This is a genomic window from Methylobacterium ajmalii (genome assembly GCF_036448855.1).
Lineage (GTDB): Bacteria > Pseudomonadota > Alphaproteobacteria > Rhizobiales > Beijerinckiaceae > Methylobacterium > Methylobacterium ajmalii.
The window spans coordinates 15873-34846 of record NZ_JAZFXT010000042.1; the positions used below are offsets into that span (position 1 = coordinate 15873).

Annotated in this window: 21 protein-coding genes; 7 read left to right on the forward strand and 14 right to left on the reverse strand. The window is 72.0% G+C overall.

Annotated elements, in window-relative coordinates; translation table 11 throughout:
- Window positions 1-7 precede the first annotated feature (7 nt).
- From V3T34_RS17505 to V3T34_RS17515, 3 genes are all read right to left on the reverse strand, one after another.
- A complete protein-coding gene (locus V3T34_RS17505; protein ID WP_091746275.1) occupies window positions 8-760 on the reverse strand; it encodes an arginyltransferase in 753 nt (250 codons plus the stop codon).
- Between the two features lie 163 nt (window positions 761-923).
- Window positions 924-1445: an RDD family protein gene (locus V3T34_RS17510; RefSeq protein WP_060849745.1), complete on the reverse strand. Its 522-nt coding sequence runs from the start codon at window positions 1443-1445 to the stop codon at window positions 924-926.
- A gap of 234 nt (window positions 1446-1679) precedes the next feature.
- A complete protein-coding gene (locus tag V3T34_RS17515) occupies window positions 1680-1802 on the reverse strand; it encodes a hypothetical protein (RefSeq protein ID WP_305079284.1) in 123 nt (40 codons plus the stop codon).
- On the opposite strand from V3T34_RS17515, the gene V3T34_RS17520 reads away from it, so the two are divergent.
- Complete coding sequence (locus V3T34_RS17520) at window positions 1789-2073, forward strand: hypothetical protein (protein WP_091890422.1); 285 nt, start codon at window positions 1789-1791, stop codon at window positions 2071-2073. The two genes, V3T34_RS17515 and V3T34_RS17520, sit on opposite strands and share 14 nt — an antisense overlap.
- A 133-nt stretch (window positions 2074-2206) precedes the next feature.
- Entirely contained in the window at window positions 2207-3121 is a 915-nt protein-coding gene (locus V3T34_RS17525) for a transporter (RefSeq protein ID WP_407942725.1), read from the forward strand.
- 19 nt (window positions 3122-3140) lie between these two features.
- Here V3T34_RS17525 and V3T34_RS17530 read toward each other — a convergent pair whose 3' ends face one another.
- From V3T34_RS17530 to hemB, 3 genes are read right to left on the reverse strand one after another with little or no spacing between them, the layout of a single operon-like run.
- Window positions 3141-4382 (reverse strand): threonine ammonia-lyase, encoded by a 1242-nt coding sequence (locus tag V3T34_RS17530; protein WP_060849747.1) that lies wholly within the window; start codon window positions 4380-4382, stop codon window positions 3141-3143.
- A gap of 49 nt (window positions 4383-4431) precedes the next feature.
- Window positions 4432-4806: a hypothetical protein gene (locus V3T34_RS17535; RefSeq protein WP_305079283.1), complete on the reverse strand. Its 375-nt coding sequence runs from the start codon at window positions 4804-4806 to the stop codon at window positions 4432-4434.
- 41 nt (window positions 4807-4847) lie between these two features.
- Window positions 4848-5897 carry a porphobilinogen synthase gene (gene hemB, locus V3T34_RS17540; RefSeq protein ID WP_060849748.1) on the reverse strand — a complete coding sequence of 350 codons (1050 nt, stop codon included), beginning with the start codon at window positions 5895-5897 and terminating at the stop codon, window positions 4848-4850.
- 309 nt (window positions 5898-6206) lie between these two features.
- On the opposite strand from hemB, the gene V3T34_RS17545 reads away from it, so the two are divergent.
- The 5 genes from V3T34_RS17545 (at window position 6207) to fcl (ending at window position 10730) form a co-directional block, all read left to right on the forward strand.
- A complete protein-coding gene (locus V3T34_RS17545) occupies window positions 6207-7259 on the forward strand; it encodes an enoyl-CoA hydratase/isomerase family protein (protein ID WP_091890416.1) in 1053 nt (350 codons plus the stop codon).
- A 3-nt stretch (window positions 7260-7262) separates the two neighbouring features.
- Window positions 7263-7724 (forward strand): DUF6163 family protein, encoded by a 462-nt coding sequence (locus V3T34_RS17550; protein WP_060849750.1) that lies wholly within the window; start codon window positions 7263-7265, stop codon window positions 7722-7724.
- A gap of 173 nt (window positions 7725-7897) precedes the next feature.
- A complete protein-coding gene (gene ldtR, locus V3T34_RS17555) occupies window positions 7898-8413 on the forward strand; it encodes a transcriptional regulator LdtR (protein WP_060849751.1) in 516 nt (171 codons plus the stop codon).
- A 276-nt stretch (window positions 8414-8689) separates the two neighbouring features.
- Entirely contained in the window at window positions 8690-9766 is a 1077-nt protein-coding gene (gmd, locus tag V3T34_RS17560) for a GDP-mannose 4,6-dehydratase (protein ID WP_060849752.1), read from the forward strand.
- Window positions 9756-10730 carry a GDP-L-fucose synthase gene (gene fcl, locus V3T34_RS17565; RefSeq protein ID WP_139235053.1) on the forward strand — a complete coding sequence of 325 codons (975 nt, stop codon included), beginning with the start codon at window positions 9756-9758 and terminating at the stop codon, window positions 10728-10730. Before gmd ends, fcl begins: the two co-directional genes overlap by 11 nt.
- 55 nt (window positions 10731-10785) lie before the next feature.
- On the opposite strand, the gene V3T34_RS17570 is transcribed toward fcl, so the two are convergent.
- The 8 genes from V3T34_RS17570 to V3T34_RS17605 all read right to left on the reverse strand — a co-directional run bounded on the left by V3T34_RS17570 (window position 10786) and on the right by V3T34_RS17605 (window position 18718).
- Complete coding sequence (locus V3T34_RS17570) at window positions 10786-11244, reverse strand: LysE family translocator (protein WP_091890410.1); 459 nt, start codon at window positions 11242-11244, stop codon at window positions 10786-10788.
- A 484-nt stretch (window positions 11245-11728) separates the two neighbouring features.
- Window positions 11729-11986, reverse strand: coding sequence for a DUF6894 family protein (locus tag V3T34_RS17575; protein WP_060849754.1), 258 nt, complete (start codon window positions 11984-11986; stop codon window positions 11729-11731).
- A 267-nt stretch (window positions 11987-12253) separates the two neighbouring features.
- Window positions 12254-12739, reverse strand: coding sequence for a F0F1 ATP synthase subunit B family protein (locus V3T34_RS17580; RefSeq protein ID WP_091746998.1), 486 nt, complete (start codon window positions 12737-12739; stop codon window positions 12254-12256).
- 22 nt (window positions 12740-12761) lie between these two features.
- Complete coding sequence (locus tag V3T34_RS17585) at window positions 12762-13331, reverse strand: F0F1 ATP synthase subunit B family protein (protein ID WP_091890407.1); 570 nt, start codon at window positions 13329-13331, stop codon at window positions 12762-12764.
- Window positions 13332-13531: 200 nt separating this feature from the next.
- Window positions 13532-13759 (reverse strand): F0F1 ATP synthase subunit C, encoded by a 228-nt coding sequence (locus V3T34_RS17590; protein ID WP_048430690.1) that lies wholly within the window; start codon window positions 13757-13759, stop codon window positions 13532-13534.
- A gap of 126 nt (window positions 13760-13885) precedes the next feature.
- Window positions 13886-14641, reverse strand: a complete 756-nt coding sequence (locus V3T34_RS17595; RefSeq protein WP_060849757.1) for a F0F1 ATP synthase subunit A — start codon at window positions 14639-14641, stop codon at window positions 13886-13888.
- A gap of 91 nt (window positions 14642-14732) precedes the next feature.
- Window positions 14733-15110, reverse strand: a complete 378-nt coding sequence (locus V3T34_RS17600) for an AtpZ/AtpI family protein (RefSeq protein ID WP_091890404.1) — start codon at window positions 15108-15110, stop codon at window positions 14733-14735.
- A 158-nt stretch (window positions 15111-15268) separates the two neighbouring features.
- Window positions 15269-18718, reverse strand: coding sequence for a chromosome segregation SMC family protein (locus tag V3T34_RS17605; protein WP_305079282.1), 3450 nt, complete (start codon window positions 18716-18718; stop codon window positions 15269-15271).
- Window positions 18719-18974: the final 256 nt, after the last annotated feature.

An 18974-nucleotide genomic window follows, 5' to 3' on the forward strand; every position in this document is an offset into this window, starting at 1 on the left:
GGGCCGCTCAGGTCTCCTCGACCCGGGCCCATCCGTTCGGCATCAGCCGTTCCTGGGGGGTGAACTTGGCCTTGTACTGCATCTTGCGCGAGCCCTCGACCCAGTAGCCGAGATACAGGTACGGCAGGCCGAGGCTGCGGGCGCGCTCGATGTGGTCGAGGATCATGAAGGTGCCGAGGGAGCGGTCGGCCTCCACGGGGTCGTAGAACGAGTAGACCATCGACAGCCCGTCGGAGAGCACGTCGGTGAGGCAGACCGCGACCGGCCCGCCGACGCCGCGGCCGTTGATGGCGGTGTCGGGCCCGCGCCTGCGGTAGACCACCAGGTGGGTGTCGACGTGGCTGTCCTCGATCATCATGGCGTAGTCGAGCACGGTCATGTCGACCATGCCGCCGTCGCCGTGGCGGGCGTCGAGGTAGCGGCGGAAGAGCGCGTACTGCTCCGAGGCCGGGCGGTTGGGCTGGATCTGCCCGACGAGGTCGCGGCTGCGCCGCACCACCCGGCGCTGGCTGTCGCTCGGGCGGAAATCGTCCACCAGCACCCGCACCGAGATGCAGGCGCGGCAGGTCTCGCAGGCCGGCCGGTAGGCGATGGTCTGCGACCGCCGGAAGCCCCCCTGCGTCAGGATCTCGTTGAGGTCGCGGGCGCGCCGTCCGACGAGATGCGTGAAGACCTTCCGCTCCTGCTGCCCCGGCAGGTACGGGCAGGGCGAGGGCGCCGTGAGATAGAACTGCGGTGCGTCCCGCGGATGGCTGGTCACGCTTCGTCGTGCTCGCAGGCAAGGACCGGCGCCGACGCCGGGAGGGCCAGGATAGCACCGGCGCGGCCCGCCTCAACAGGCGGGTGGCGCGCCGGCGCCGATTCCCGGGATTTAAGCGCGGCAGGCCCCCGAAGGTTGCAGCCCGCGGGGCGCGGGTGCGGCCTCAGACGTCGCGCACCACCGCGAGGTCGATGACGAGGTCGTGGCCCATCCGCCGGTCGGCCCGCAGCACGCCGATGCCGATGTCGAGGAGCCAGAGCAGGAAGGTCGAGAGCGCGACGTAGAACAGCAGCGCATGGACCGCCGCGGTGATCCAGTCCACCGGCCCGCCGGTCGTCGCCCGCACCGCCCGCAGGCCGAGCATCCGCATGCCGAGCGTGCTCTGGCGCGGCCCGCCGACCGTGATGGCGCTGTAGAGGATGCCGCTCGCCGGCAGGATCGCGTAGAGCACCCAGGCGACCCCGAAGGTGATGACGCCGAGGAACGAGATCGCCAGCCACAGCAGGCAGCTGAAGCCGAAGATGAACACGATGTCGAGCAGGTAGGCCATGAAGCGCCGCGACAGCGAGCCGTGCGCCACCCGCACCGGGGGCCCGCCCCAGCCAGGCCCGGCCGGCGGATAGGCGCCCGGGTAGGGCCCGCCATACGGCGCCCCTTGCGGGTCCGTCTGCCAGGAATTCGCCATCGCACCCGTCTCCGTTCCATGCCCGGTGGATCATGCCCGACCGGTAAGGTGGGCGCGGCCCGGCCGCGTCTCAAGAGCGGCGGCGCACGGGTCGCGCCGGGATCCCGCGGCCGGCTCTCGCATCTGCGTCATCCCGCGCGACCGTCGCGCCGCGTCGTCCGGTGTGCCCTTGCGCACAATACCGTAGATATCGATGGATTAATTTGAGATTGTCTTGAGGTGTGCTTGCACACATCAACAAATCTTCGTCGAATGCAAGATCTCGATATCGCAAACGGTGGTCGTCGGCATCGGCAGGAAGTCCTGCTCGGTGAGTCGCCGCCCCACATCGAGGATCGCTCCGATGAAGACGCTCACGCTCTCGACCCTCGCCGCCGCGATGGCGGTCTCCCTCCTCGCCGGTGCGGCCCGGGCCGATGGCGGCGGCGACGGACGCATGGCGGCGGGCGGCGCCCACATGAGCAGCTACGTCCACCATCCCTACCACGATCCGCGCTCGTCGCACTCGCAGTTGCGCGGCACCGGGCAGCTCCTCGGCGCGCCGATGGTTGCCGAGCGCCCGAAGGCGGGGCCGGGGCTGCGGGATTCGGGCTTGCGGACCTGGGCGACGCAGCCGCCGCGCCGCTGAAGCGGCGGGCCCCGGTATCCGGCCGGGCCCTGCGGCCGCAAGGGAACTCCGGAAAAAGCGACGGGTCACAACGCATGCAAGAATGAAAAGCCCCCGTCGCTCGGTCATCGATAAAACAACGGGAGGACGATCCGTGGCAGCAGATCCCATCGGAAGGACGCGTCCGGGCGGCAAGGAACGGGGGCGCGCCGCGACGTACGGCGCGATCCTTGCGGCATCCTGCCTCGTCGCGGCGCCCGGGCCCGCCCGGGCCGGCTCCGCGGCGCAGCCCGGCCAGTCGCTCGGGTTGCCGGTCGGGGCGCAGATCCCGCACGGCGTGTACTGGATCACCACGACGAATTTCGGCGTCCGCGACACCGGCCCCGGGGTGACGCCGCTCAACGTCAACGCCACGACCCTGGCCTGGGCGACGCCCTGGGACATCCTCGGCGGCCGGCTGCAGCTCTTCGCCGCCGGCTCGTACTCGGCGGTCAGGCCGCAGGACGGCGACTGGCAGAGCGGCCTCGGCCAGCCGCTGCTCGCCGCCCAGCTCGCCTGGGACCTCGGCAACGATTTCGGCTTCAGCTACCTGCTCGGCGGCTACCTGCCGAGCCAGACGGGCTTCGCGACCCAGACCTCGTCGCTGACGCATCGCTTCGCGCTGAGCTACGTCGGCAACGACTGGAACCTGACCGGCCACCTGTTCTACGGCCAGTTCCTCGATACCACGTCGAAGTCGGGCGTCGTCTATCCCGACTACATGAACCTCGACCTGACCGCGACGAAGAAGTTCGGCAAGTGGCAGGTCGGCGGCGTCGCCTTCGCGTCCACCGACCTGCCGACCGGCGTGGCCGGCGCCCGGCCGCAGGGGCAGATCGCGGTCGGCGGGCTGATCGGCTACAATTTCGGCCCGGTGAACCTTCAGGCCTACGTCACCCGCGACCTGATCGACCGCAACTACGGCGGCCGGGACACCCGGGCGTGGCTGCGGGCGGTGGTGCCGCTCTACCAGGACAAGCAGGAGGCGGCGCCCGGCCGCACCCTGGTGACGCGCGAGCAGTCGCGCTGAAGCCCCCCGCGGCGTCGGGTCAGCCGCCCGTCGCCGCATTCCCGAGCGGGCCGATCCGCCGCGGCTCCAGCCCCTCCTCGCGCAGGGTGTGGAGGATCTCGGCGGTGTGGCCGGGGCCGCGGGTCTCAATGGTCACGTCGATCGAGACGCTTTTGGCCGGCACGTCGAGGTGCAGGCGTCCGTGCGAGACCTCCAGGATGTTGGCGCCGAGCTCGCCGAGCCGCCCCGCCACCTGGCCGAGCACGCCGGGCCGGTCGCTCGCGGTCATGCGGAACGAGATGATCCGGTCCGCGCGCTCCAGCTCGCGCACCATCACGGAGGCCAGCAGCCGCGCGTCGATGTTGCCGCCGCACAGCACCAGCCCGACGGTGCGGCCGGCGAACAGGTCGGGCCGGGCGAGCAGGGCCGCGAGGCCGGCGGCGCCCGCCCCCTCGGCGAGGCTGCGCTGGAGCGTGGCGTAGTCGTGCACCGCCCGCTCGATCTGCGGCTCGTCGACGAGGACGATCTCGCGCACGTGGTCGCGGATGATCGGCAGGGTCAGGCGGCCGACGGTCTTGACGGCGATGCCCTCGGCCAGCGTCGGGCCGCCGATCGGGCGGTCCTGCCCGTCGATGGCGTTGAGGAAGGAGGGGTAGAGCGCCGCCTCGACGCCGGTGAGCGCCACCCGCGGCCGCAGGCTCGCACCAACCGCGATGCCGCTCATCAGCCCGCCGCCGCCGATCGGCACCACCAGGCAATCGAGGTCGGGCGCGTCCTCCAGCATCTCCAGCGCGATGGTGCCCTGGCCGGCCATCACCAGGGGATCGTCGTAGGGATGGACCAGCACGAAGCCGTGCGCCTCGACGAGGCGGTCGACCGCGGCCGCCGATTCGACCAGGGTCTCGCCCTCCAGCACCACGGTGGCGCCGTGGGCCCGGGTATTCTCCACCTTCACCAGCGGCGTCGTCGCCGGCATCACGATGGTGGCCGGAATGCCGAGGCGCCGGGCGTGGTAGGCCACGGCCTGGGCGTGGTTGCCGGCCGACATCGCCACCACGCCGCGGCGGCGCTCGGACGCGGTCAGGGCGCTCAGGCGGTTGACCGCGCCGCGCTCCTTGAAGGCACCGGTCGCCTGCATGTTCTCGTGCTTGACCAGCACCCGCGCCCCGGTGAGCTCCGACAGGCGCGGCGCCGGCACCAGGGGCGTGCGCAGCACGTGGCCGCGGATGGTGTGGGCGGCCCGGACGACGTCGTCGGGGGTGATGGCGTAGGGCTGGCTCACGCGGGGGCTCTCCGGGGAAGCGGCACTGTAGGGCCGGCGGCGCCCCGCGTCAGCCCGGCCCCGGATCGGCGAGCGCGGCGTCCGGCGTGTCGAGGTAGTAGTGCTTGAGCAGGTAGAGCGCCGCGCCGCCGACCGGGCCGCGGTCGCTCGTCAGCCCCGAGAGGTCGGTACGGCTCATGCCCGAGAACTCGCAGACCGCGTAGCGCGGCAGCGGGCTGCGGCCTTCGCGCTCCTGCGAGAAGTCGACCCGGATACTGCGCTCCTGCGGGCCCGGTGCGGTACGCAGGACGGTGATGCGGGCGCCGGCCGGCACCAGGGTCGGCAGGGCCCGCCGGCAGGTCCGGGCCTGCTCGGCATCCGGGTTGCCGGCGCAGGCGGCGAGGCCCATGAGCGCTGCGAGCGCCGCGAGCCTCGACGCGGTCACCCTTGCCGCGATCACCCTTGCCGCTGTCACCCCTGCCGCTGTCACCCCTGCCGCAGCCGCTCGGCGACCCGCGGGGCGAAGTAGGTGAAGATGCCGTCGGCGCCGGCGCGCTTGAAGGCGGCCAGGCTCTCCATCATGGCGCGCTCGCCGTCGAGCCAGCCGTTCTGGGCGGCGGCGGCGATCATCGCGTACTCGCCCGACACCTGGTAGGCGAAGGTGGGCACGGAGAAGGTCTCCTTCACCCGGCGGATCACGTCGAGGTAGGGCATCCCGGGCTTGACCATCACCGAGTCGGCGCCCTCGTCGAGGTCGAGGGCGACCTCGCGCAGGGCCTCGTCGGTGTTGCCGGCATCCATCTGGTAGGTGCGCTTGTCGCCGACCAGCGTGGCGCTGGTGCCGATCGCGTCGCGGAACGGGCCGTAGAAGGCGCTGGCGTACTTCGCCGCGTAGGTCATGATCTGCACGTCGCGGAAACCCGCCCGGTCGAGCCCGGTCCGGATCGCGCCGACGCGGCCGTCCATCATGTCGGAGGGGGCGATCACGTCGGTGCCGGCCTCGGCCTGGATCAGGCTCTGCTCGACGAGGAGCGCCACCGTCTCGTCGTTGACGATCACCCCGTCCTCCAGGAGGCCGTCATGGCCGTGGCTGGTATAGGGGTCGAGGGCGACGTCGGTGATGACGCCGATCTCCGGCACCGCCCGCTTCACCGCCCGCACGGCGCGGCAGACGAGGTTGTTGCGGTTGAGCGCCTCGGAGCCGGTCGCGTCGCGCAGATGGGGCTCGACGAAGGGGAAGAACGAGATCGCGGGGATGCGCAGGGACGCGGCCTTCTCGGCCGCCCGCACCGCCTCGTCGACGGTCAGGCGCTCGACGCCCGGCATCGAGGCGACCGGATCGCGCCGGCCCTCCCCCTCGATCAGGAAGATCGGCCAGATCAGGTCGTCGACGGTCAGGGTCGTCTCGCGCACCAGGCGGCGCGACCATTCGGCCTTGCGGTTGCGCCGCGGGCGCTGGGTCAATCCCAGGGAGGCCGGCTCGGTCCGGGCAGCTTCTCGGGCGAGCGGCCGGGGCATCGGCTGGATCTGCGACATCCGGGGTCGGGCCTCCTCGCGGCCCGCTCCAGGTCGGGCCTGATCTTCGTCGAATTCGTCCAATCCGCAGGTAGCACGTTCCGGGCGGCGCCAGAACCCGGGCGCGGCCGCATGGCAGGGCCGCGGGCGCTTGGCAGGGCCGCTGCCGCCCGGAAGGGCCGCTGCCGCCCGGAAGGGCCGCTGCCGCCCGGAAGGGCCGCGGGCGCATGTTAGGGCCGCGGGCGCCCGGCAGGGGGCGGAGACGGGTCGCGGCGTTGACGCGACGGGCCCCGGGCGGTTAACCGCCCTTAACCGGGGGAGCGAGGCACCATGGGCGACGCGGGCGGGACGGCGGACAACACGGTGCTCGTCGAGCGGCGAGGGGCGGCGGGTTTCCTCACCCTCAACCGGCCGAAGGCGCTGAACGCGCTCACCCTCGAGATGGTGCGGGCCTTGCGCGCCGCCCTCGACGCCTGGGCGGCGGACCCTGAGGTGACCCGGGTGGTGATCCAGGGTGCCGGCGAGCGCGCCTTCTGCGCCGGCGGCGACATCCGCCGCATCCACGAGGAGGGGAGCGCCGGGCGCCATGCCGAGGCCGAGACCTTCTTTCGCGAGGAATACGAGCTCAACGCGCTGATCCAGCGCTACCCCAAGCCCTACGTCGCCTTGATCGACGGCATCGTGATGGGCGGCGGCGTCGGCGTGTCGCTGCACGGCTCGCACCGGGTCGCGGCGGAGCGCACCGCCTTCGCGATGCCCGAGACCGGGATCGGCTTCTTTCCCGATGTCGGCGCCACCTACGCGCTGCCGCGCCTGCCGGGCTTCGTCGGCACCTACCTGGCGCTCACCGGCGAGCGGATCGGCCAGGGCGACGTCGTCGCCTTCGGCCTCGCGACCCACGCCGCTCCGGCCTCGGCGTTTCCGGCGATCCGCGACGCGCTCGCCGAGGGCCGGCCGGTCGAGGCGGCGATCGGCACCCACGAGGCGCCGGCTCCCGGCCCGCTCCACGCCGAGCGGGCGCTCGTCGAGGCCTGCTTCTCGGCCGACGACGTGGCCGAGGTGCTCTCCCGCCTCGATGCCGCCGGGTCCGGGTTCGCGAAGAAGGCCGCCGCGACGATCCGCACCCGCTCGCCCACCAGCCTGCACCTGGCGCTGGCGCAGATGCGGCGCGGCGCCGCCCTGTCCTTCCCGGAGGCGATGCGGCTCGAGTACCGCATCCTGTGCCGGATCCTGCGAGGGCACGACTTCTACGAGGGCGTCCGCTCCGTCCTGATCGACCGCGACGGCAAGCCGGACTGGCAGCCCGCCACCCTGGAGGCCGTCACCGCCGAGGACATCGAGGCCCATCTCGCGCCGATGCCCGGCGAGCCGAGCTTCACCTAGGCCATGCGCTCCCTCAGCAAGGTCCGGGGTGGTCCCCGGCGGGCGGGTTCCGAGGACACGGCCGACCGCATCGAGCGCCGGGCGCCGCGGCCCGAGACGCGCTGGGACGTGGTCCTGGTCTGGCTGATGCGGGTCGTGGCGGCGGTCTGGATGGTCAAGGGCCTGAGTGCCTGGGCCGAGATTCTCGGCGCCCGCCCCAACGCCGCGCCGTTCGAGGCCGCGCCGATCGGCCGGCAGGCGGTGATCGTCTATTTCGGCGTCATCAACCTGCTGGCGGCGGTGGGCCTGTGGCTCGCCACCGCCTGGGGCGGGGTGGTCTGGCTGCTCGCCGCCACCTCGGCGATGGTGCTCGCGTTGCTGGCGCCGCAGCTCCTGCCGATGTCGCTCCCCAGCCTCGCCTTCGACGGCATGATCATCGTGGTCTACTTCGTCGTATCCTGGCTGGCGTCGCGCGAACTACGCTGATCCTCAACCTTTCTCGAAAGTGAATGATCAGGTTCATCTTCGGTTTACCGACAGAGGTAAATCGAGAATTTATCCTGTCGTTTAAACTCACATTCACGGGGTGCGCCTAATTTGAACCCATAAGCGGAGCGGGACACACCGCCGAGCACCCCCGTACAGAGTGAGGCGTTCCCATGAAGACCCAGGCGACGAAGGTGGCGCAGACGATCTCCGCTCCCGAGACCGAGACCGCGGTGCGTCCCCACTACCTCGAGGCCCTCCACCTAGTGGAGCGCCTGCACCGCCGCCTCCTCGACGTGATCAAGGACGAGTTCGAGCGCCGCGGCCGCGAGGACGTCAACAGCGTCCAGGCGCTGCTGCTCTACAACATCGGCGACAAGGAACTGACCGCGAGCGAGCTGCGCACCCGCGGCTATTACCTGGGCTCGAACGTCTCGTACAACGTCAAGAAGCTGGTCGAGACCGGCTACCTGCACCACGCCCGCTCGAAGACCGACCGGCGCTCGGTCCGCATCAGCCTGACCGACAAGGGCCGCGAGGTCCACGAGATCGTCCGCGGCCTCTACGACAAGCACGCCAAGACGATCCAGCCGATCGGCGGCATCTCCGAGGACGATTTCGGCCGCCTCAACGTGGCGCTCGCCCGGCTGGAGCGCTTCTGGACCGACCAGATCCGCTACCGCCTCTGATCGGACCGAACGACGATCGATCCCGGGAGCCGCGCAAGGCCCCGGGATGGAACGAGGTTCCGGGCGGGATCCCGCCGCCGGGAGGAGCATCGACGGTGGCCGCGCAGCCGGCCCGCGCCACGGGACACCGCGCTTTTCGCGCACGATCTTTGCCGATCGTTGACCCTGGCGGTGGACCAGAACGTCGCGCACATCGGCGAAGCGGGTTCCGTCTTGATTGAAAAATATTTTTAAAATATAATTTATTAAATACCTAAGTAATTTTACGGAAAAACGATGACGACAGAGAATTCACGGAAGGTCGCGCTCATCACGGGCGTGACGGGGCAGGACGGCGCCTACCTGTCGGAGCTGCTGCTGCGCAAGGGCTATGTCGTCCACGGCATCAAGCGCCGGTCGTCGTCGTTCAATACGGGGCGCATCGAGCACCTGTATCAGGACCCGCACGTCGTCGACCAGCGGTTCGTGCTGCATTACGGCGACATGACCGATTCCACGAACCTGATCCGGGTCATCCAGCAGGTCCAGCCGCACGAGATCTACAATCTCGCGGCGCAGAGCCACGTCCAGGTCAGCTTCGAGACGCCGGAATACACCGCCAATGCCGACGGTATCGGGACGTTGCGGATCCTGGAGGCGATCCGCATCCTCGGCCTGACCCAGCATACCCGCTTCTACCAGGCCTCGACCTCCGAGCTCTACGGGCTCGTCCAGCAGGTCCCGCAGAGCGAGACGACGCCGTTCTACCCGCGCAGCCCCTACGCGGCGGCCAAGCTCTACGCCTACTGGATCACGGTGAACTACCGCGAGGCCTACGGGATGCACGCCTCGAACGGCATCCTGTTCAACCACGAGAGCCCGCTGCGCGGCGAGACCTTCGTCACCCGCAAGATCACCCGGGCGGTCGCGGCGATCCGGCACGGGCAGCAGGACACCCTCTATCTCGGCAACCTCGACGCCCGCCGCGACTGGGGCCATGCCCGCGAATACGCCCGCGGCATGTGGCTGATGCTGCAGCAGGACCAGCCCGACGACTACGTGCTGGCGACCGGCGAGACGACCCTGGTGCGCGACTTCGTGACCGCCGCCTTCGCGGAGGCCGGGATCGGGCTCGAATGGGCGGGCAGGGGGGTCGAGGAGACCGCGCGCTGCACCCGCACCGGCCGGGTCCTGGTCGAGGTCGACCCGCGCTACTTCCGGCCGACCGAGGTCGACCTGCTGATCGGCGACCCGACCAAGGCGCGCGAGAAGCTCGGCTGGGTCCACGAGACCAAGTGGCAGGACCTCTGCGCCGAGATGGTGCGCCACGACCTCGCGACCGTCGCCCGGGAGCAGCCGCGCCATGCCGAGTGAAACCACGCCGAGTGAGATCCTCTACCCTCTCGCCGGCAAGCGCGTCTGGGTCGCCGGGCACCGGGGCATGGTCGGGAGCGCGGTGGTGCGGCGCCTGGCGGGCGAGGGCTGCGAGGTCCTGACCGCCGACCGCCGCACGGTCGACCTCACGCGCCAGGCCGAGACCGAGGCCTGGATGGCGGCGGCCCGCCCCGACGCCGTGGTGCTGGCAGCCGCCCGCGTCGGCGGGATCCTGGCCAACGCCACCTACCCGGCCGATTTCCTGTACGACAACCTGATGATCGAGGCGAACGTCGTCGAGGCGGCCCGCCGCACCGGCGTCGAGAAGCTGCTCTTCCTCGGCTCGAGCTGCATCTACCCGAAATTCGCGCCCCAGCCGATCGCCGAGGATGCCCTGCTGACCGGGCCGCTCGAGCCCACGAACGAGTGGTACGCGGTCGCCAAGATCGCCGGGATCAAGCTCGCCGAGGCCTATCGCCGCCAGCACGGCTGCGACTTCATCTCGGCGATGCCGACCAACCTCTACGGCCCGGAGGACAATTTCGACCTCGCCGGCAGCCACGTCCTGCCGGCCCTGATCCGCAAGGCGCACGAGGCCAAGCGGCGCGGCGACGACGAACTGGTGATCTGGGGCACCGGCACGCCCCGGCGCGAGTTCCTGCACGTCGACGACTGCGCCGACGCCCTGGTGTTCCTGCTCCAGCGCTACACGGGCGAGGCGCACGTCAATGTCGGCTCGGGCACCGACATCGCGATCTACGACCTCGCCGAGATGGTGGCGGAGGTCGTGGGCTTTCGCGGGCGGATCGCCCGGGACACGAGCAAGCCGGACGGCACGCCCCGCAAGCTGATGAGCGCCGAGCGGCTCCGGGCGATGGGATGGAGCCCGCGCATCCCGCTCCCCAAGGGGATCCGCGCGGTCTACGACTGGTTCCTGCAGAACTGGACGGAGACGCGCGCCTGAGCGCCCGCGCGGCCGGCCCGACCTCGTGTCGGGCCGGCTGCCGCATTCGGCGGGGTCACCGCTCCTGCAGGGCCAGCCGGATGCCGAGCCCGAGATAGATCGCGCCGACGACCCGGCCCTGCCAGCGGCCGATGCGACGGTGGCGCGCGAGCCAGCCGGCGACCTGCCCGGCCGCGAGCGCCAGGAGCGTCGTGTAGACCACGCTCATGCCGACGAAGACGAGCCCGAGAACGACGAGCTGCGCCGGGACGGAGCCCTGCCCGGGACGGACGAATTGCGGCAGGAACGCGAGGAAGAACAAAGCCGTCTTGGGGTTGAGCACCTCGGCCAGCACCGCCTGCCGGAAGGCGAGGCGGGGATCGACCCGTCGGGCGGGGCCGAGGGACAGCTCGCCGCCGCGTTCGGCCAGCGCGCGCAGGCCGAGAACGATCAGGTAGGCGGCCCCGGCATACTTCACGAGGCTGAAGGCGAGCGCCGAGGTCATCAGCACCGCGGACAGGCCGACCACGGCCATCGCCGTGAGATCACTGGATTCCTCCTTCGAGGCTCACTGCGTTCGCACCTCAGGATGAGGTGGAGGGTAGGATAGAAAATCCCCTCGCGATCGTGTCGTCGTAAGTCAAACAGGCTCTGAGACTGTGGAGGCCGTCCGAGGGCGTTCCGAGACGGCTCGCCCCCTGTCCCGGACGACTGGAGCGTCAGCGCAAGGAGATCCGGGACCCAGCACAGGTTGTGCCGCGAAGCGGCTCGGCATGCCGCACCGTCGCGGACGCACGGACGCTTCGCGGCTTGTCGTGCTGGATCCCGGATCTCCTTGCGCTTCGCTTCAGTCGTGCAGGCCCGTACCGGGCCCGGAAAGGGGTTGGCCGACGATGAGCCGGGGAGCCCGGCCAGGGCCAGTGTCGTGTACCGTGGGCAGGCCACGCTTCGCCCGCTCAGGATCTTGTTTTGTCGCAGATTTCCGGCGCCGAACCAGTCACCACTTCGGCGAAATCTGCTTAGTTCACGAAGGCCCGGCTGCGGCTGTCGCGCGCCCGCACGCTCGTCAGCGGCAGCCGGAAGACCCGGCGCTGATCCTGATCCTCGACCCGGACGGCGCTGTGGGTCCAGTCGCACGTCACCTCGCCGTCGTCGAGCAGGCCGGCGGCGAGCTTCGCCGCCATCTCCAGGGCGTCGGCCGGGCTCGCCAGTTCGACCCCTTCGGGGTCCAGGATCAGGCGACGCCCGGCCTGGAAGTGGAAATAGTAGACGGTCATGGCGGGCTCGGCGACGATTCTCCTCCCGTATGCCACACGGCACGACGAGAAGCGATTGTACCTGCGTCAAACCCGCATCGATCATGCATGTTTGCAGTCGTCGGCTTTCCGGATTGTCCCGTCGACTTGCAGGATTGTCGGTTGCCGACAGCGAGACCTTCGCCGAAAGTTCGGAGGCGGCTTTCGCTTGCGCCCAAAAAGAAAGCCGCCCGAAGGCGGCTCTCGTCGTTCGTTTCGGTCGTCCGGCGCCGCGGGGCGGCCGGAACCTCAGGCCTGCAGGCGGGTGCGGACCTCGCCGAGGCTGCGGCGCACCAGATCCTGGGCGGCCTCGCCGCTGACCTTCTCCCGCAGGATGGTCTCGGAGACCCGCACGGCGGCTTCCGCCGCGGCGGCCCGCACCTCGGCGGTGGCCTGGGCCTCGGCCTGGGCGATCTTGGTCTCGGCCGCCTTGGTGCGGCGGGCGACGAACTCGTTCAGCCGGGCATGGCCCTCGGCCGCGGCGGCCTCGGCCTCGGCGCGGGCGTTGGCGACGATCTCGGCGGCCTCGCGCTCGGCATCCGAACGGCGACGCTTGTAGTCCGCCAGGACGGCCTCGGCCTCCTCGCGCAGGCGACGGGCCTCGTCGAGCTCCTTGCGCACGCGGGCGCCGCGCTTGTCGAGCCCGCCGATGATCTGGTCGAACAGACCCATCTTCCAGGCGATGCCGCAGAACACCACGAAGGCGACCGCGACCCAGAACTCCGCATCGAACAGCATGTCGGTGATCTCCTGCGGCTCAGTGCGCGGTCTGGGGCCGGGTGCGGTCGTAGGCCGCCTCGACGGCGCTGCGGTCCGGCGCGTGGCCGGTCAGGCGCTCGACGATCGCGGTCGCGGCGTCGGCGGCCACCTCGCGCACGCTGCCCATCGCGGTGGCGGTGCGGCTGCGGATCTGGCCCTCGGCCTCGGCGAGCTTGGTCGCGAGGTCGGCCTCGAGGGACTTGCGGCGCGTCTCGGCCTCGGAGGCGAGCTGCTCGCGGGTCGCCTGGGCGATGCCCTTGGCCTTGTCCTGGGCGTCCTTGAGGGCACGCTCGTAGGTGTCGCGGGCGCCGTCGGCCTCGGACTTGGCGCGGGCGGCCTGGTCGAGGTCGCCGGAGAGGCGGGCCTGCCGGTCGTGCAGGATGCCGGCGATCTGCGGCAGGGCGATCTTCGACATCAGGTAGTAGAGCAGGCCGAACGAGAGCGCGAGCCAGAGGGTCTGCGCGACGAACGTGCTGCTCTCGAACGGCGGGAAGCCGCCGCCATGCTCGGAGGCCGGCTCGTGAATCAGCCCCTCCTTGAGGGGAGCGGGTGCATGTGGCTGCGCCATGGTGTCGTCCGGGTGTGGGGGAGACGAAGCGCTCCCGCCGAGCGCTCGGCCGGGCCGGCCGTCGCGCCGCCACACCTTGAGCAGGGCGGCGGCTGCACGAAATTGTCCGAGGCGGTCCTTCCATCACGCGCGCGCACCGGAGCCTCGTGTGAAGCCCGGTGCGCGGGTGGACCACCTCTTGGAGGGTAATCCTCGCCGGATTAGACGGCGAACAGCAGCAGCAGCGCGACGAGCAGCGAGAAGATGCCCAGCGCCTCGGTCAGCGCGAAGCCGAGGAGCAGGTTGGCGCGCTGGCCGTCGGCCGCGGAGGGGTTGCGCAGGGCGCCGGCGAAGAACTGGCCGAACAGGTTGCCGAGGCCCATGGCGGCGCCCGCCATGCCGAGGCAGGCGAGGCCGGCGCCGATGTACTTCGCAGCAACGGGATCCATCGTGATGCTCCTAAGGTCGTCTAGTCGTCTGGCGGGTGGTATCCGGCCGCGACACGGCGAACCGGGGTGGGAAGCTCGGGGGTTGCAGGTCCGGGGGGCGAGGCCTCGCGCGGAGGCCTCGTGCCCTTAGTGGCCCGGATGCAGGGCGTCGCTGAGGTAGATCGAGGTCAGCGTCGCGAAGACGTAGGCCTGCAGCACCGCGACCAGCATCTCCAGCGCGGTGACCGCGACCGAGAGGGCGAGGGGCAGCGGCGAGAGGATGCCCCAGACGCCGGCGGCGAGCAGGGCCGGGACGAAGCCCGCGAAGATCTTCAGCGCGATGTGGCCCGCCAGCATGTTGGCGAACAGACGCACCGAGAGGCTGATCGGGCGGGAGATGAACGACACGACCTCGATCACCACGATCAAGGGCTTGAGCCAGCCGGGCACGCCCGGGGGCACGAACAGGCCGAGGAAGTGGGTGCCGTGGGCCATGAAGCCGTAGATCACCACGGTGAGGATCACCACCAGCGCCAGCATGAAGGTGACGATGATGTGGCTGGTCACCGCGAAGGCGTAGGGGATCATCCCGAACAGGTTCAGCAGCAGCACGAACATGAACAGGGAGAAGACCAGCGGCACGAAGCGCTCGCTGCCGTGGCCGGCCGACTGGTGCACGGTCTGGCCGATGAACTCGTAGAACACCTCGGCCAGGGACTGCGCCCGGCCCGGCACCACCGCGCGGCTGCGCGTCGCCCAGATCGTCAGCAGGGCGATGAGCCCCACCGCCAGGAACATGTACAGCGCCGACTGGGTGAAGGCGATGTTCTGGTGGCCGATATGCCCGAACGAAACCAGCGGCTTCAGCTCGAACTGGTGGATCGGATCCATCTTGACGGCCATGCCGGTCCCGCCCCCTCGTGTATCGCTGCCGCGGGCTTGTCCCGCCGCGCTGCCAATCCGTGCAGGCGGATGCACGGCATCCACCGGATGATCAAGACCCTGGCGGGCCTTTCTTCGTGTCCGCGACCGGAAAAAATCCGGAAACGCGCATCACGTTGTAGATTCCGGCCGCGAAGCCCAGGACGAGCAGGACGATCAGGCCCCAGGGCTTGGTGCCCAGGAGACGATCGCAGCCCCAGCCGAGGAGGCCGCCCGCCAGGACGCCGGCCACGAATTCCGTGGACAGCCGCATGGCGACGCCGATGGACGAGGGCTGGCCGCGGTCGTGACGCGACGAAGGATCGGGAGCCGCCGCGGGGCGCTTCCGGTCGATCTGCATCTCGAGACGCTTGAGCCTCGCGGAGAGGTCGTCGTCGGGGGAGGAGCCCTCACCGGTACCATCCTTCCCCCGCGGGTCGTTGCCGTTCATGGCGAAACCTCGCGCGTGAAGAGATGAGGAGATCCGGTCCGGCTACCCCCGTCGAGCGGGCGCACCATAGTTTCGCCCACCTTGGGAGTCAAGGCGCCCGGGACCGACGTTAAGTCATTGGACTTTCGGTGTATTTTGCACCGCGCGCATGGCCCCCGTCAAACCGTCTCGGCCAGCCGCTCGGCGGTCGCGAGATCGACCGAGACGAGCTGCGACACGCCCCGTTCGACCATGGTCACGCCGAACAGCCGGTCCATCCGCGCCATGGTGATCGGGTTGTGGGTGATGACGATGAAGCGGGTGTCGGTGTCGCGCGCCATCGCGGCCAGCAGGTCGCAGTAGCGCTCGACGTTGGCGTCGTCGAGGGGGGCGTCGACCTCGTCGAGGACGCAGACCGGCGACGGGTTGGTGAGGAACACCGCGAAGATCAGCGCGGTCGCCGTCAGGGCCTGCTCGCCGCCCGAGAGCAGCGTCATCGTCTGGGGCTTCTTGCCCGGCGGCCGGGCCAGGATGTCGAGGCCCGCCTCCAGCGGGTCGTCGGAATCGACCAGCGTCAGCTCGGCGGTGCCGCCGTTGAACAGCGTCGTGAACAGGCGCTCGAAGTGGCCGTTCACCGCCGTGAAGGCGGCGAGCAGGCGTTCGCGCCCCTCGCGGTTGAGGCTCTGGATCGCCCCGCGCAGGCGCCGGATCGCCTCGATCAGCTCGTCGCGCTCGCGCCCCAGCTCGTCGCGCCGCCCTTCCGTCTCGCGCAGTTCCTCCTCGGCCCGCAGGTTCACGGCGCCGAGCCGGTCGCGGTCGGCCTTGAGGACGGAGAGCCTGCCCTCGACCGTCGCGGGTTCCGGCAGGGGATCGCCCGGGGTCGCGCCGGCGAGGCCGTACAGGCCCTCGGGCGTGGTCTCGAGCCCGTCGGCGATGGCCCGCACCACCTCGGCGAGGCGGCGCGTCAGGGCCTCGTGGGCGGCCGCCGCCGCGCCCCGCGCCTCGCGGGCCCCCGCGAAGGCGTCGAGGGCCCGGCGCGCCCGCGCCTCGGCCTCGGCGAGGGTCGTCTCCCCGGCGGCCAGGCGCTCGCCCGCCTGCCCGCGGGCCGCCTGCGCGGCCTCGGTGGCCCGGGTGAGCCGGTGGCGCTCCTCGGCGAAGGTTTCCGGGGCTTCCGCCAGCTCCGCCTGCTCCTCCTCGGCGGCGCTCAGCCGTTCGTCCAGCTCGTCGAGGATCGCCGCGGCCCGCTCGGCCCGTTCCTGCCAGCGCGCCCGGTCGGCCGCCAGCGCCGCGCGGCGGGCGGCGGCCTCCTCGGCGGCGCGGGCGAGCGACAGGCGGGCGGCGCGCGCCTCAGCGGCGGCGCGGCGGCGCTCCTCCGCCTCGCAGCGGGCCTCTTCCAGGCGGGCGGCAAGATCCTCCGGCTCGTCGAGGGCGGCGAGCGCCTCCTCGGCGGCCTCGACCCGGGCCGCCGCCTCCTCGGCGTCGAGCGCGATGCGGCCCTCCGCCTCGGCCAGCGCCCTGCGGCGGGCGCCGGCTTCGGCCTCCCGGCGCTCGGCCTGAGCCAGGGTCTCGCGGGCGCCGTCGAGGGTGCGCCGGGCGAGCCGCGCGCCGTCGGCCGCACGGGCCTCGGCGGCGCTCGCCTCCTGCACCCGGGCCTGGAGCGCGTCGTGGGTCTCGCGCGCGGTCTCCGCCGCCTCCCGGGCGAGGGCGGCGGCCTCGGTCAGCGCCTCCAGGCGGTTGCGCTCGGACAGACGTCGCGCCGCCGGCCGCGGGGCCTCCGCGGCGGCTTTCAGCCCGTCCCAGCGCCAGAGGTCGCCCTGACGGGTGACGAGGCGCTGGCCGGGGCCGAGTGCGTCGCGTAGGGACGCGGCCTCCTCTCGCGTCACCACGCCGACCTGGCGCAGGCGGCGCGCGAGCGCCGCCGGCCCGGCGACGAAGGCCAGAAGCGGCCGCGCCCCGCCGGGCAGGGGGGCGTCGGTTCCGGGATCGGGCGGCTCGGCCCAGTGGGTCGGCGCCTCGGGGTCGGTGGCGGCGTCGAGGTCGTCGCCGAGCGCCGCCGCCAGGGCGGCCTCGTAGCCCGGCTCCACCGCCAGGGCGTCGAGAACCGGCGGGAAGCGCGCCTCCGCCGCCGGCGCCACCAGCCGGGCGAGGGTACGGGCCTCGGTGTCGAGCCGTGCCGCCTCGCGCTCCGCCGCGGTCAGGACCGGCCGGCCCCGGCTCTCGGCGTCCCGGGCCTCGGCTACGGCGTCACGGGCGGAGGTCGCCGCTTCCTCGGCGCTCTCGGCCACCTCCCTCGCCTCGTCGAACAGCGCCTGCAGGGCGGCGAGCCGTTCGGTCTCGGCATCGCCGGCCGCCGCGGCCTCTCGGGCGAGCCACGCGCGCTCCGTCGCCAGGCGTCCGGCCCGGGCGCGCTCGTCGGTCGCGGCCCGCATCAGGGCGCCGCGCCGCGCCGCATGCTCGGCCTGCGCGCCTTGCGCGGCCGACAGCGCCGCCTCGGCGCGCGCGAGGCGCGACTCGGCCTCGGCGGCGAGCGCGTCGGCCTCCGCCCTTGCCGCCTCGCCGTCGTCGGCCGCCGCCAGGGCGGCGGCCTCGCGATCGAGGCGCTCCAGCGTCGCCCGTGCGTCGTCCCGGGTGGCGGCCTCGCGGGCGAGGTCGCGGCGCAGGTCGGCGATCCGGCGGGCGAGGTCGCGCAGGCGCTCGGCGCCGCGGCGCTCCTGCGCCTCCAGCTCGGCCGCGGCCAGCACCAGGCGCTGCAGCGCGGCCGCCGCCTCGGCTTCCGCCTCGCGCAGCCGCGGCAGGGCGGCGGCCGCGAGCCCCTGCGCGGTGGCCGATTCGACCTGCTCGGCCTCGGCCCGTGCCAGCTCCGCCAGGGCCCCGGCCAGGGCGGCTTCGGCGGCCAGGGATTCCCGGCGAGCGCCCGCATGGGCGATGAGGAGCAGCAAGGCCTCGTGCCGGCGGATCTCGCCGGCGATCGCCCGGTAGCGCTGGGCGGAGCGGGCCTGGCGGCGCAGCGAATCGACCCCGGCGGTGATCGCCGTCAGCACGTCCTCGACGCGCGACAGGTTCTCCTCCGCCCCGCGCAGGCGCAACTCGGCCTCGTGCCGGCGGGCGTGCAGGCCGCCGATGCCGGCGGCGTCCTCCAGGATGCGGCGGCGCGCCTGCGGCTTGGCGGCGATCAGCTCGGCCACCTGACCCTGGCGCACCATGGCGGGGGAGCGCGCGCCGGTCGCCGCGTCGGCGAACATCAGCTGCACGTCGCGGGCCCGGACCTCGCGGCCGTTGACCCGGTAGGTCGAGCCGGCGCCCCGGTCGATCCGGCGCGACACCTCCAGGGCGTCGGCGGCGTTGAAGGCGGCGGGCGCGGTGCGGGCGCTGTTGTCGAGCGCCAGCGTCACCTCGGCGTGCGAGCGCCCGGCCCGCCCCCCGGAGCCGGAGAAGATCACGTCGTCCATGCCCGAGGCCCGCATGCTCTTGTGCGAGCTCTCGCCCATCACCCAGCGCAGGGCCTCGACGAGGTTCGACTTGCCGCAGCCGTTCGGGCCGATCACCCCGGTCAGCCCGGGCTCGATCAGGAACTCGCTCGGCTCGACGAAGGTCTTGAAGCCGACGATGCGCAGGCGCGTGAATTTCATGGGTGGCGCGGTGCGCGGGTCGTGTGGGTCGCCTCTCCCCGCAGGCGCAGGGCTATCCGGGGACGTTTCGAGACGAGAAGAGCGCGGGTTTCCCTTCTCCCCGCGGGCGGGGAGAGGCTTTCTTCCCCCTTGTCGGGGACGAAAGGAGCGCGAAGCGCGAGGGTGAGGGGGTGTTTCCGGAGGAGTCTCATCCGTCGAGACCCCCTCGCCCTGCGGGCTTCCTGAGCCCCTGCGGAGTTCAGGCCTCTCCCCGCCC